Here is a 12,727-nt window from a genome sequence, read left to right on the forward strand (position 1 = left end):
CGCCGGCCCGCCGCCGACCGAGATGAACTTGCCGCAGCGCCCGACCATGACCTTGGCGGTGGCGCGCAGCCGGCCGTAGGTCGCCACGCATACCTCGAAGCTGCGCCCGGCGAGCGCGGTCTCGAGCGCGCGCTCGTCGAAGGGGTCGGTGTGCACGTGCTCCACGTCGGGCGGGATCTCCTCCCGCTCGTGCCGGCCCGAGTGCAGCATCGCCACCGCAAAGCCGCGCCGGCGCAAGCCGTTCACGATGAAGGGCCCCGTGGGGCCGGTGCCGCCGATGACCAGTGCGCGAGCGCTCATGCCAAGAGCCTACGCGCCTGGTCCCAGAGATTTCTCACCCGCTCCCCGGCGAGCATCGGCCGGGCCAGCGCAGCCGACTGCCCGGCCCACGCCTGCATGCGCTGCAAGTCGCCGGCCGCCGCGGCCGCCTCGCGCATGGCGCGCGTGAGTCCGCGCTGCACGGGGTGGGGCGCCGGCGCGGGGGCCCCGCTTGCCGCCGCGGCGCGCACGTAGCGGGTGGCGATGGCGCGGCCGTGCCGGCCGGTGAGCGCGGCGGTGAGCTGAGTGTCTTCCGGCTCGAGTGACTCGAGCGCATCGGCCCAGGCCGCCGGGGTGTTCGCCTCGGGGCTGCGCAGGAAGGCGGTGCCGAGCATGACCGCGCTCGCGCCCAGTGTCAGCGCCGCCGCGCTGCCCCGCCCGTCGGCGATCCCGCCCGAGGCGACGATCGGCAGGTCGATCACGTCGGCCAGCCGCGGCAGGAGCGCGAACAGACCCACCCCCGTGCGCTCGGCCGCGCTCGCATCGAAAGAGCCGCGGTGGCCGCCCGCCTCCCAGCCCTGCGCCAGGATCGCGTCCGCGCCCGCGTCGCGCGCCAGCCGCGCCTCGGCGATCGTGGTCGCGGTCGCGAACCAGCGGATCCCGCGCGCCCGCAAGCGAGTCACGAACGCAGCCGGAAACAGTCCCATGATCGAAGACACCACCGGCGGCGCGAGCTCGAGCAGCATCTCGCACTGCGCGCCGAAGTCGGGCAGGACCGCCTGCCCGGCATGCGCGCCCACCTCGGGTCCCCAGGCAGCGAGGAACTCGCGGATGCGCGCCTCCGCGTCGGCGTCCCGCCGCGGCGCCGGATCCGGGATCCAGAGGTTCACCTGAAACGGCCCCCGCGCCGCCGCGCGCACCTCGGCCACCCACGCCGCGATGCCCTCGGGCGCCGTGAGCAGCGCCCCCATCGCCCCCATGCCGCCGGCATTCATCACCGCGATCGAGAGACCCGGCGGGCACGCCCCCGCCATGGGCGCGAGCAGGATCGGCCGCTCCAGCCCGAGCGTTCCACAGAACGAAGCCGCGCGAGACAGTGCCGCGTTCGCCATGCTCCGTGAGCTCTAGCCGAAGCGCGGCTCGCGCTTCTCCACGAACGCCCGGAACGCCTCCGCCGCGTCCGCGCCGCTCGCGATCTCGAGGTGGGCCTGGCTCTCCAGGGCCAGGAACTCCGCGAGCCCGAGTCTCTCGGCGGCGAGATAGTGGGCGTTCAGCGCGCGCAGCGCGGTGGGTGAGCTCTTCAGCAGCCGGCCGACCAGTGACTCGACTTCTCGCGCGAAGTCGGCGTCGTCCCAGACGCGCGCCACCAGGCCGATGCGCAGCGCGTCCTCGGCCGAGAACTTCTCGCACAGAAACGAGAGCTCGCGCGCCTTCGCGGCGCCGACCAGGCGCGGCAGCGTCCAGGGCAGCGCCATGTCACCCGCCACGGCCACGCGCAGGAACGCGGTCGAGAAGTTCGCCGAGCGCGCCGCCACGCGCAGATCGCAGCCGCAGGCCCAGCCCAGGCCCGCCCCGGCGCAGGCGCCGTTCACGGCGGCGATCGTGAGCGCGGGCATGTCGTGCAAGAGCCGCGGCACGTCGAGATGCTCGGGCGCGAGCGCGGCGTCGCGCGCGCCGCCGCCGGACGAGAAGTGACCCAGGTCGGCGCCCGGGCAGAAGCCGCGGCCCGCACCCGTCAGCACCAGCACACGCACGCTCGGGTCGGCGGCCAGGTGGCCGAGCGCGTCGTGCGTCTCGACCACCATCTGGTTCGTCATGCCGTTCAGGCGCTCGGGCCGGTTCAGGGTCACGCGTGCGACCCCGCCGCTCAGCTCGCACAGGATCGTCTCGTAAGCGCTCATTCAATCAGTGTAATCTGGGCGTGCCATGACCGAGTCGCGCTACCAGGACATCGAGGTCGAGATCGCCGATCCGGTCGCGCTGATCCGCCTGGCGCGCCCCGACAAGCTGAATGCCTTCACGTACCCGATGCTGGGCGAGATCCGCGCGGCCGTGGACGCGGCGGCGACCGACCCGCGTGTGGTCGGGATCGTGATCACCGGCAAGGGGCGCGGGTTCTGCGCGGGGCTCGACGCCGAGGCGCTCGCTGCCACCACCACGCGCGGCTCCGGCTCGCGCGAGCGGCCACCCGCCGACGAGGTGCCCGGGCTGTTCACGTATCTCCTGCGCGTGCCCAAGCCCGTGATCGCGGCCGTGAACGGCGTCGCCGCGGGCGGCGGCTTCGTGCTGGCCGCGCTGTGCGACGTGCGCTTCGCGTCGACGGCCGCCAGCTTCACCTCGATCTTCACCAAGCGCGGGCTCGTGGCCGAGCACGGCACCACCTGGATCGTGCCGCGGCTGATCGGCGCCGGCCGGGCGCTCGATCTTTTGTGGACCTCGCGCCGCATCGACGCCGCCGAGGCCGCGCGCATCGGGCTCGTCGAGTATCTCGTCGAGCCGGGCGAGCTGGTCGCCGCCGCCACGCGCTACGTGGCCGAGCTCGCGGCCACGGTCTCGCCGGCAGCGCTCGCCGACACCAAGCGCATGGTCTACGAGCACTTCGGCCAGGCCTACACGACCGCGCTCCCGGACGCGGACGTCACGGCCTGGCGCGCGATCGATCGGCCCGATGCCCGCGAGGGCGCGGCGGCGCTGCTGGAGAAGCGCGCGGCCAAGTTCCCGCGAATCGGAAGCAAACCGCCGCGGTAGCGCGCGGCATCCAACCTGCAGCACCGCGAGGTGCCGGGCGTCGAACCATGAACATGAACCAGATCGCGAGGCAGATGGTCGCAGTGGCGTGGCTCGCCGGCGTGCCGCTGTGCGCTTTTGCACAAAGCGACATCGAGCGCGCGGGTGCCGAGGCCTGGTTCAACGAGTACATCCAGCCCTCGCTGGGCCGGCACTGGGACGACATGTCGATCGAGAGCCCGCCGGTGCTCTACGACCCGAACGAGGCGCGGATCCCCGGCCGCAGCCCCTTGGATCGCACGGTCTACCGCCACCAGGCCGAGTTCGGCGGGGTGCGCGGCGTCGTCCTGGCCGGCGACCTGCCGCCCACGCGCGCCGAGCGGGTCGACGTGCGCGACTGGAACGACCCGGTCGAGCGCAGCAACCCCATGCGCGCCGAGATGTTCCGCTTCTACCTCGAGCCCGTGGAGCCGACCCCGCCCATCTGCAAGGCGATCATCCCCTAGCCCCGGGGCCCGGGTTGCCACCGTCGTGCTCGCGCGCGCCGCGCGTCGTTCCGGCAGGAGGAACCCAAGATGGAGTTCGTGCTCTTGATCCAGAGCCGGCGCGGCGAGCCGCCGCGCTCCGAGGTGGGCGTCGAGGAGATGGGCAAGTACGCCCAGGAGCTCGCGCAGTCGGGCGCGCTGCGCGGCGCGGCCGGGTCGCTCCGGCCAGAGTCCGAGGCCGCGCGGGTGCAGGTGCGCAACGGGCGCGCCGCGGTGACCGACGGACCGTTCGCCGAGGCGCGCGAGGTGCTCGGCGGCTTCTTCGCGATCGAGGCAGCGGACCGCGCGGCGGCGCTCGAGCTGGCCGGGCGCTGCCCCTGGGCGCGCGCGGGCCTGGTCGAGCTGCGCGCGGGCCGCTATCTGCGCGGTCCGGAGCCGAGCGGCGCGCCGCGCTTCCTGTTGCTGTATCTGCTGGAGCGCGGCGGCCCGATCCCCGACGAAGCGCGCATCCGGGAAGGCATGAAGGAGATGCGCGCGTTCACCGACTCACTCGCGCGCGAAGGGAAGTATCTCGGCGACGGCGCGCTGCCGCCGCAGGTGCCCTCGGCGCTGATCACGAGTCACCAGGGCAGGGCGGTGGTGACCGACGGCCCGTTCGCGGAGTCGAAGGAGATCATCGCCGGCTTCGCCCTCGTGCAGGCGCGGGACCGGGCGGAGGCGATCGAGCTCGCCAAACGCGTGCCGCACGCGGCCTGGGGCGCGGTCGAGGTGCGCGAGGTCGCTACTTCCAGGTCTTGAGCTCGGGCAGCACTTCCACGGCGAACAGGCGCATGCTGGCCTCGGCTTGCGCGAACGGAATGCCGCCGAAGCGGAAGGCCGGCGCGGCTTCGAACGGGCCGATCAGCTCCCAGCGCGCGCGGTAGCGCTCGAGGATCTGCCGCGGCGTGCCGTGGGCAGTGGCGTCGAGAAAGCCGTTCAGGAAGCCGGTCGAGCCCATGCGCTTGAGCGCGCCCGCGGCGCCGGCGTAGGCCTCGTAGCCCTTCATGCCCTGGAAGTGGTCGCCCATGACTTCGTAGTGCTCGAGCACGCTCTCGAGATACGTCGCCAGGTGGCGCGTGCCACGGTCCTTTGCGGTGGCCTCGTCGGCGTGGCAGTACACGAAGTCACAGATCAGCGGCGGCGGCGCCGGCTCGCCGTGCAGCTCGCGGTAGCGCGTGCGCCAGCGCTCGATCTGCGGCAGGCGGCCCTTCCAGCTGCGGTCGGCGAACATGACCATCGCGGCCTTCAGCACGGCCGCGGCCTCGAGTGAGTCGTCGGACGTGGCCACGGCGTAGGTGCGGCCCGCGAAGCTGCGCTCCGGGGCGGGGCGGACGGGCGTGCGCGGCTGCGGGTAGTAGGGGCCGTGGCCCTCGATCACGCCCGTCTCGAGCGCGCGCTGCACCATGGCGGCGGACTCGTCGAAGCGCGCGCGTGACTCGTCCATCTGGATGCCGCGGAAGTGCGCGTATTCCCGGCGCGACAGCCCGCGGCCCATGCCGAAGCGCAGCCGCCCGCCCGACACGTGGTCGAGCAGGGCGACTTTCTCGGCCACGCGCAGCGGCTCGTTCCAGGGCATGATTACGGCCGCGGTGCCGAGCTCGATGCGGCTCGTGCGCCCGGCCACGAACGCGAGCCACTCGGTGTTGTCGGGGCAGAACGAGTAGTCGTAGAAGTGGTGCTCGACGGCCCATACCACGTCGAAGCCCAGCTCCTCGGCGAGCAGCGCCAGCGCCGTGTCCTCGCGGTAGACCTGGCCGTCCGTGATGCCGTCCCAGCCGTGGCTCGAGAAGAGCGTTTGGATCCCGACGTCCATGCTCGCAGAATAATCGAATATGGATTAGAATTCAATCGTGGCGGTGCGCGCGGCACAGCGAAAGTCCGAGCTCACGCGCAGCAGCATCCTCGATGCCGCCGCGCGCGTGTTTCGCGACCGCGGCTACTCCGGCGGCACGCTGGCCGACATCGCGGCCGAGATCGGCATGAAGGCCGGCAGCCTCTACTACCACTTCGAGTCACGCGAGGAGCTGGTCGAGGCGGTCATGTCACTGGGCCTTGCGAGAGCGCGGGCGGCCGTCGAGGCGCGGCTCGCGGAGCTGCCCGTGCGCGCGAGCGCGCTCGACCGGCTGCGCGCTGCGATCGAGGCGCACCTGCTCATGGTCGTCGAGCAGGAGCACTACACCTCGGCCACGATCAAGCTGATCTGGCAGGTGCCGCCCGAGATCCGTGAGCGCCAGCTCGCCGCGCAGCGCGCCTACGGCCGGCTGTGGAAGCGACTGATCGCGGACGGGCGGCGCGCGGGCTTCTTGCGCCAGGACCTCGATCCGTCGCTGGTGCGCATGGGCATCTTCGGCGCGCTGAACTGGGCCGCCGACTGGTTCCGCAGCGGCAAGCTGCCGGCGCGCCGCGTGGCGAGTGACCTGGCGAGCCTCTTGCTCGAAGGCGTCTCTAACCCGGATTCGAGAAGCTGACATGACTCCCGAACGCGAACGCGAGCTGCTGGCCCGGCTCGAGACGGCCGAGCGCCCCGGGCCGCTCGGCGCGCACAGCCTGCGCAACGCCGCCTCGGCCTACACCGACCCGGCGCGCTTCCAGCGCGAGCTCGAGCGCCTGTTTCGCGGCTGGCCGCAGCTCGTGGGGCTCTCCGCCGAGTGCGCCAAGCCCGGTGACTTCCTGAGCGCGAACCTCGGCGGCGTGCCCGCCGTGGTGCTGCGCCAGGCCGACGGGTCACTGCGCGGCTTCGTGAACGCCTGCAGGCACCGCGGCGCGACCTTGCTCGAGGGCTGCGGTCACACGGGCCGGGCCGTGGCCTGCCCGTATCACGGCTGGACCTACGATCTCGATGGCCGCCTGCGCGTGCGGCCGGGCGCCGAGCCGGGCTTTGACGACCTGGACCGCGCGAGTCTCTCGCTCCATCCGCTCGCGGTGGCCGAGGGCCATGGCCTGGTGTTCGCGCGCGCCGCCGCGGGGCCGGCGATCTCGCCCGACGCGGTGCTGCACGGCGCGGAGCGCGAGCTGGCAGCCCACGATCTCGCCGGCTGGGTACCGATCGAGACGCGCACGTTCGAGGTGCCGATCAACTGGAAGCTCGTGATCGACACCTTCACCGAGCCGTATCACATCCCCTGGCTGCACAAGGACTCGATCGCGCCGCACTACTACTTCGACCGCTGGCTCTTCGACGCCTTCGGCCCGCACAGCCGCTTCGTGGGCCTGCGCAAGTCACTCGCAGGCGAGCTCGAAAAGCCCCTGGCCGAGCGCCGGCTCCTGCCGCACGCCACGACCCAGTATCTGCTCCTGCCCAACGCCATCCTGGTGCACCAGATCGACCACTTCGAGCTGTGGCGCCTGCAGCCTCTGGCGGTGGACCGCACGCGGGTCTCGACCAGCGTCATCGCGCCGCGGGAGCCGGCATCGGAGCGCGAGCGCAGCTACTGGCGGAAGAACCTCGACGCGCTGCTCGCGGTCACCAACGCCGAGGACTTCCCGATGATGGCGCGCATCCAGGCCAACCTGGCCAGCGGCGCGCTGCCGGAAGTGATCTACGGGCGCATGGAGCCGGCGCTCGTGCACTTCCACGAGTCGCTGAGCAAAGCACTGGCCGACTAGTCACGGGCCGCCATACTCAAGCCCGTGGCGAAACGGCTTCGGGCGGCAGTCTGCGCGGCGGCGGCCGGTGTGTGGCTCGGCTGCAGTCACACGGTCGGGTTCCATCCCCTCACTCAGGCCCCGCCGGAGCTCGAAGCTTCGAAGACGGCCGCGAGCGTCCGGCTCTACATGTCCCCCGAGCTGCAGGCCGCCAGCAATACCTTCCGCGCGGTGCTCAACAGCTGGACCATCGTCTACGGCGAGCGCACCCACGAGTTTGCAGTGACCTACCTCGAGGCCGCATTCACCGACTTCCAGGAAGTGATGTCTCCCGAGAAGCCCGATGCGCCCGCGGTGCTGGTGAAGATCCAGAGCGTCGAGTACCTGATGGAGGACCAGGCGGCTCACATCAAGGTCGTGGTGGAAGCCAGCGACGGAGCGGGGACCTCACTCCTCACCAAGGAGTACCGCGCCGACGGTTGGTCCGGGATCGGCGCCTCGATGGGCGGCGGACCCTTCGCGCAGAAGGGCATCACGCGCTCATCGACTGACCAGGCGCTGAAGGAGATCTTCCTGAACGTGGTCCGCGACCTGCGCCGCGCGCTGCCCGCCTGACTCCTTGCATACGGACCCGTATTCCGGCAATCTGCCCGGGTGACCACCACAGCCATCGAGGTCCGGCGGCCGGCGCTCGAGCTCGGCCCCGACGTGCCGCGCTACTGGTACGGCGGCGACCCGTTCGCGACTCACTACCTCGACGCGCTGTCTTCGGTCTTTCCCGACGGCGAGGCGTTCTTCGTGCGCTCGGTGCTGCGTTTCCGCGACCGGGTCGACGATCTCGAGCTGCAGCGCGCGATCCGGGGCTTCGCGGGCCAGGAAGGCCAGCACAGTCACCAGCACGACCGCCACCTGGCGCTGCTCGACGCGCACGGCTACGCGGCGATCGCGCGCATGAACCGCGCAGGTGACACGGTCATGCGCCTGCTCAACCGCCGCGTCCCGCGCTTCGCGCTCGCGGCCACGGCAGCGCTAGAGCACCTGACCGCGCTCCTGGCGCGCCGGATCCTCGAGCACGACTCCCGCTTCACGGCGCCGATGGACCCGCGCATGGCCGCGCTGTGGCGCTGGCACGCGCTCGAAGAGGCCGAGCACAAGACGGTCGCCTTCGACGTGCTGCAGCGCGTGGCGCCGAGCTACCTCCTGCGCGCGTTCGCGCTGCTCTTCACGAGCGTCGGCCTGTTCAGCGAGATGCTCGTGCGCACCGCGTACATGCTGGCCAAGGACCGCGAGCTCCGGCGCTTTCCGGGCGGCCTCCGCTTCCTGTTCGGGCGCGCGGGTCTCTTGCGCGGCGCCGGACGCGAGTACCGCGCGTGGTTCCGGCGCGGCTTCCACCCGAGCCAGATCGACGACGCGGAGCTGATCGAGACCTGGCGCGCCCGCGTCGCCTGAGCGGGTAGACTCCGCGGATGGGAACCTTCCCGTTCGCGCCCGACCTGTTCGCGGGACAGACTGCGCTGGTCACCGGCGGCGGCAGCGGGCTCGGCCGGGCGATCGCCGAGTGCCTGGCGCGGGCCGGCGCCGACCTGTTGCTCGCGGCGCGCAAGGTCGACCGGCTCGAGCTCGCCGCCAAGGAGCTGCGCACGGCCACGGGCCGCCGGGTCGAGACCGCGTTCGTGAACATTCGCGAGCGCGAGGCGGTCGAGGCGCTCGCGGCGCGCGCGCGCGAGCTCTTCCCGCGGGTCGACGTGCTCGTCAACAACGCCGGCGGCCAGTTCCCCCAGGCAGCGCGTGACTTCAGCCCGAAGGGCTGGAACGCGGTGATCGACACCAACCTGAACGGCACCTGGAACATGACTCAGGTGTTCGGGAAGCAGATGCTCGACCAGGGCAGCGGAGTGATCACGAACATCATCGCCGTGGTGGGCCGAGGCTTTCCGGGCCTCGCGCACACCGCCGCCGCCCGCGCGGGCGTGCTCGAGCTCACGCGCACGCTGGCCTACGAGTGGGGCCCCACGGTGAGACTCAACTGCGTCGCCCCCGGTGCGGTCGAGACCGAGGGCTTCAAGGGCGCGTACGATCCCGACATCGGTCAGCTCTTCGGCGGCATTCCGCTCGCGCGCTACGGCACGCGTGAAGAGGTGGCGCACGCAGTCACCTTCCTGTCCTCGCCCGCGGCGAGCTACGTGACCGGCGAGGTGTTGTTCGTGGCCGGCGGCCAGCAGGGCTACGGACGCAACCAGGCCATCTTCGACCACCAGCTGGGCCGAAAGTGACTCGCGCTCAATCGCTGCGGTAGAGCCTGCGTTTGCGCCGGAGGGCGTTTGCGCTGTGCATCGGGCGTGCCGCGGTCGCGATGATCGCGCAGCGCGTCCCGCGGCAAGTGGCATTGCAGACCGCGGTGGCGCGCTGCGAATTGCAGGGGACCCTGAGCTGCCGCCTCAGGATGATGGCCCGCCAAGGTGGCACGCTTGATGCTCCGGGACCTGGCAACCCTCGCGAGAAGCGATGGGCAAGGAGATGCTTCGTGCACAAGATCGAAGTGGTGGTACTTCCTGACTCACTCAGTGGCGTGAGCCACACGCTCGGCATGGCCAAGCTAGGTCCGTTCCAGGTGAGCGACGTCACGATCTTCGACCCGGCGGCGCCGCTGGGAACGTATCGCGGGGCGAGGCACGCGATCGGTCACGAGCGCGTGAAGCTCGAGCTGGTCGTGCCCGACCACGACGTGGACTCCGCCATCGACGCGATCCAACAGGGTCTCGACGGGTTCGGAAGAGACAGCGAGATCCTCGTGCTCGCGGTCGAGAAGGCGGTGCGAGTGAGTCAGCTCACAGGCATGCGCGGGCGCGTGACTCGCTGAGCGCACTCGGTCGTCAGTCGACCGAGAGCGCCAGGATCTTCGATAGCTCGCACAGCGGCCGCCCGCTCTCTTCGCGCCAGGCGTTGAACGCCTCCTGCACGCGCTGCAGCGCGGCGCGCGAGCTCGGGCTCTTCGCCTCCACCACGCCCTCGAGCCGCAGCGCCTTCAGCACTGAATCGGTGAACATGGGCGTGTCCTTGCCCAGATGGCGCAGCGCGAACTGGCCCGTGAAGCCGCCGAGCCGGCTGCCCCGCGTGCGCATCACCTCCCACAGACCCACGATGTCGTTCTCCGGCCAGTCGGCGAAGAAGCGCGCCGCCGAGCCGTGCTCCGCCGCGAGCTCGCGCAGGAACTGCGCGTTCGCGCGCGTGGCGCGGATCTTCTGCGGGTTGCGCACGATGCGCTCGTCGGCCGCGAGCTTCGCGAGCCGCGCCTCGCTGTAGCGCGCGACCTTCTCGACCTCGAACTCGTCGAACGCGGCCTCGAAGCCGGGCCACTTCGCCTCGATCACGCGCCACACGAAGCCAGCCTGGAACACGCCGCGCGTCAGCTCCGCGAGCCAGCGTGAGTCGGGAACGCGCAGCAGCGCCGCGCGTGACTTCGGATGGGGCAGCTCCGCCTCGAGCGCCGCCGCCCCGCCCATGCGCTTCTGGGCGCGCGCCTCGATGTCCTTCCACGGCTGCATCGCGCCATCGTACAGGGGATTAGAAGCGCCAGTCGATCCCGACCGTGCTGCGCAGCGAGCTCTGTCCGCCGGTGACTCCGGCGCCCAGCCCGAGCCGCAGCTTGGTGCCCTTCGTGACTTCCTGGCAGATGCCGATCTGCGCCTGGTCGTCGCGCGGCAGGAGCGAGCGGCCCGAGGGGCGTAGGGTGACCAGGTCGATGCTCGCGGTCGTCGACTTCAGGATCTGCAAGTGCGTGCCCACCGCCGTGCGGTAGGAGCGCGCAAGCCCGCGCCCTTCGGTCCGCAGTTCGGTCTCGACGTGAAAGTCGCGCACGGGGCCCCACAGCAGCTTCTTCGCGGCCGTGGCCTTCACGCCGGGCCGCGCGCCGTGCGAGCCGGGCGCAGTCGGCAGGGCTAGCTCCGCCGTCACGGCGAGCCTCGGCAAGAGGTTGCTCTCGTGTAGCAGCGCGTATCCCGCCGCGACCTGAGTGTCTCCTAACATTGCGCTGGAGCCGACGCTGACTGGAACCCGCACGGTGAGCCGCCCGTCGAGGGGAAGGTTCGCCCCCAGGCTGCCTTCGCCGGCGAGCGCGCTCGCGCCGCTGCCTGCCGACGCGTAGTGGATGCGCACGTCCATGGCGCTGCCGGGCAAGGCGAATGTGGCGCCGAGGTTGCCGTTGGCGGGATCGGCGCCGGCGACCGACGCCGCGAGCCACAGCCCAGCAACCACCCCGAGCTCTCGCACCCGCTCTCCTGCACACGACTTGCGCATTGCTCGCGCTAGCCGGCTTCGCCCCTCTCTCTCGCGTTCGGCCTCCTGACCGTTCGACTTGAGTCAGTCGCCGGTGCATTCGCCTGGACGCGATTGAAATGCGCGCTCCGGGGTGCTCGAATCTCGGCATGGTGAGCCGGATCACTCCCTGCGACGCGACGCTCGGCGCGGTGGTCGACGGTGTGCGCCTGGCTGCGCTCGAGTCCGAAGATTGGAAGGCGATCGAGAACGCGTTCCACGCACACGCCGTGCTGATCTTCCCGGGCCAGCACCTCTCCGCCGACGAGCAGGTCGACTTCGCGCGGCACTTCGGCGAGATCGAGCACATCGTGCCCGGCGTCGACACCGTCCCCATCTCGAACCGCCGCAAGGACGGCAGCCTCTACGCCGACGACGAAGGACCGATGCAGATCCTGCGCGGCAACGAGGGCTGGCACACCGACAGCTCCTACATGCCGCTGGCCGCGAAGGCGTCGGTGTTGTCCGCCGAGGTCGTGCCCTCGCGCGGCGGCGAGACCGAGTGGGCCGACATGCGCGCCGCCTGGGAGGCGCTCTCCATCGAGCTGCGCGAGCGGGTGAGTCGCCTCTCGGCATTCCACTCGTTGCGCTACTCGCAAGCGCGCGCGGGTCACACGAGCCCGGGCGACTTCGGCTACGGCTTCTCGGTCTCGGATCCGCCGCTGCGGCGGCTGGTGAAGATCCACCCCGTGACCGGCCGGCCCTCGCTCTTCATCGGCCGGCACGCCTACGGCATTCCGGGGCTCCCGCCCGAAGAGTCGGAACGCCTCCTCGACTCACTCGTCGAAGCTGCCTGCCGCCCGCCGCGAACCTTGAGTCACTCCTGGAGCCCGGGCGACGTGGTAATCTGGGACAACCGCTGCGTGCTGCACCGCGCGCGCCCGTGGGACCACGGCGAGGCGCGCGTGATGCACCACACCCGCATCGCGGGCGACCCGGCGACCGAAGCGGCCTGAACGAGCGCTTGGCGGAAGCGGGCTGGCGCGACGGTCTCTCCCTCCTGCGCGAGCGCGACTTCGCGCGGCTGTTCGCGGCGCGCCTCGTGTCGGAGTTCGGCAGCGCCATGACGCCGACGGCGCTGCCGTTCGCGGTGCTCGACGACCTGCGCGGCGACGCGAGCGACGTCGGCCTGGTGCTCGCGGCCGGCGCGGCGGCGCAGATCGCCCTGCAGTTCTTCGCGGGCGCCTTCGCGGACCGCGGCTCGCGCCGGCGCCAGATGGTCGGCGCCGACCTGCTGGCGATGACCGCACAGGCCGCGCTCGCCGCGCTCGTGCTCACCGGGACCGGCAGCGTGAAGGCGGCCGCCGCGCTGAACGCGT

The 12,727-nt window shown here is 71.7% G+C and carries 17 protein-coding genes; 11 read left to right on the forward strand and 6 right to left on the reverse strand.

All coding sequences use genetic code 11. The features are described from left to right. The 3 genes from VMR86_09225 to VMR86_09235 all read right to left on the reverse strand — a co-directional run. Positions 1–300: epimerase (locus VMR86_09225; protein HTO07226.1), on the reverse strand; the 300-nt coding region annotated here is incomplete at its 3' end. Continuing rightward, positions 297–1,370, reverse strand: a complete 1,074-nt coding sequence (locus VMR86_09230; GenBank protein ID HTO07227.1) for a nitronate monooxygenase — start codon at positions 1,368–1,370, stop codon at positions 297–299. The genes VMR86_09230 and VMR86_09225, both read right to left, overlap by 4 nt. Before the next feature lie 12 nt (positions 1,371–1,382). Next, the gene (locus VMR86_09235; GenBank protein HTO07228.1) at positions 1,383–2,159 is read right to left on the reverse strand and encodes an enoyl-CoA hydratase-related protein; all 777 of its coding nucleotides are present in this window, start codon (positions 2,157–2,159) and stop codon (positions 1,383–1,385) included. 25 nt (positions 2,160–2,184) lie between these two features. On the opposite strand from VMR86_09235, the gene VMR86_09240 reads away from it, so the two are divergent. The 3 genes from VMR86_09240 to VMR86_09250 all read left to right on the forward strand — a co-directional run bounded on the left by VMR86_09240 (position 2,185) and on the right by VMR86_09250 (position 4,268). After that, the gene (locus tag VMR86_09240; GenBank protein ID HTO07229.1) at positions 2,185–3,006 is read left to right on the forward strand and encodes an enoyl-CoA hydratase-related protein; all 822 of its coding nucleotides are present in this window, start codon (positions 2,185–2,187) and stop codon (positions 3,004–3,006) included. A 53-nt stretch (positions 3,007–3,059) separates the two neighbouring features. Then, the gene (locus tag VMR86_09245; GenBank protein ID HTO07230.1) at positions 3,060–3,491 is read left to right on the forward strand and encodes a hypothetical protein; all 432 of its coding nucleotides are present in this window, start codon (positions 3,060–3,062) and stop codon (positions 3,489–3,491) included. A gap of 69 nt (positions 3,492–3,560) precedes the next feature. Further along, entirely contained in the window at positions 3,561–4,268 is a 708-nt protein-coding gene (locus VMR86_09250; protein ID HTO07231.1) for a YciI family protein, read from the forward strand. On the opposite strand, the gene VMR86_09255 is transcribed toward VMR86_09250, so the two are convergent. After that, complete coding sequence (locus VMR86_09255) at positions 4,252–5,322, reverse strand: LLM class flavin-dependent oxidoreductase (GenBank protein ID HTO07232.1); 1,071 nt, start codon at positions 5,320–5,322, stop codon at positions 4,252–4,254. The two genes, VMR86_09250 and VMR86_09255, sit on opposite strands and share 17 nt — an antisense overlap. 37 nt (positions 5,323–5,359) lie before the next feature. Here VMR86_09255 and VMR86_09260 point away from each other — a divergent pair, with 37 nt between their 5' ends. The 6 genes from VMR86_09260 to VMR86_09285 all read left to right on the forward strand — a co-directional run bounded on the left by VMR86_09260 (position 5,360) and on the right by VMR86_09285 (position 9,954). After that, positions 5,360–5,977, forward strand: coding sequence for a TetR/AcrR family transcriptional regulator (locus VMR86_09260; GenBank protein ID HTO07233.1), 618 nt, complete (start codon positions 5,360–5,362; stop codon positions 5,975–5,977). Between the two features lies 1 nt (position 5,978). Then, positions 5,979–7,115, forward strand: a complete 1,137-nt coding sequence (locus VMR86_09265) for an SRPBCC family protein (protein ID HTO07234.1) — start codon at positions 5,979–5,981, stop codon at positions 7,113–7,115. A gap of 24 nt (positions 7,116–7,139) precedes the next feature. Continuing rightward, positions 7,140–7,709, forward strand: coding sequence for a hypothetical protein (locus tag VMR86_09270; GenBank protein HTO07235.1), 570 nt, complete (start codon positions 7,140–7,142; stop codon positions 7,707–7,709). Positions 7,710–7,748: 39 nt separating this feature from the next. Further along, positions 7,749–8,543, forward strand: a complete 795-nt coding sequence (locus VMR86_09275) for a metal-dependent hydrolase (GenBank protein ID HTO07236.1) — start codon at positions 7,749–7,751, stop codon at positions 8,541–8,543. A gap of 17 nt (positions 8,544–8,560) precedes the next feature. Further along, positions 8,561–9,367 (forward strand): SDR family oxidoreductase, encoded by an 807-nt coding sequence (locus VMR86_09280; GenBank protein ID HTO07237.1) that lies wholly within the window; start codon positions 8,561–8,563, stop codon positions 9,365–9,367. A gap of 251 nt (positions 9,368–9,618) precedes the next feature. Continuing rightward, positions 9,619–9,954 (forward strand): P-II family nitrogen regulator, encoded by a 336-nt coding sequence (locus VMR86_09285; GenBank protein ID HTO07238.1) that lies wholly within the window; start codon positions 9,619–9,621, stop codon positions 9,952–9,954. Between the two features lie 13 nt (positions 9,955–9,967). Here VMR86_09285 and VMR86_09290 read toward each other — a convergent pair whose 3' ends face one another. Further along, positions 9,968–10,639, reverse strand: coding sequence for a DNA-3-methyladenine glycosylase I (locus VMR86_09290; GenBank protein ID HTO07239.1), 672 nt, complete (start codon positions 10,637–10,639; stop codon positions 9,968–9,970). A 19-nt stretch (positions 10,640–10,658) separates the two neighbouring features. Further along, positions 10,659–11,363, reverse strand: coding sequence for a hypothetical protein (locus VMR86_09295; protein HTO07240.1), 705 nt, complete (start codon positions 11,361–11,363; stop codon positions 10,659–10,661). A gap of 155 nt (positions 11,364–11,518) precedes the next feature. Here VMR86_09295 and VMR86_09300 point away from each other — a divergent pair, with 155 nt between their 5' ends. Both VMR86_09300 and VMR86_09305 read left to right on the forward strand, forming a co-directional pair. Then, positions 11,519–12,364 (forward strand): TauD/TfdA family dioxygenase, encoded by an 846-nt coding sequence (locus tag VMR86_09300; protein HTO07241.1) that lies wholly within the window; start codon positions 11,519–11,521, stop codon positions 12,362–12,364. An 8-nt stretch (positions 12,365–12,372) separates the two neighbouring features. Then, the coding region (locus VMR86_09305) for an MFS transporter (protein HTO07242.1) at positions 12,373–12,727 on the forward strand (355 nt) is incomplete at its 3' end.

The organism is Myxococcota bacterium (genome assembly GCA_035498015.1).
Classification (GTDB): Bacteria; Myxococcota_A; UBA9160; order SZUA-336; family SZUA-336; genus VGRW01.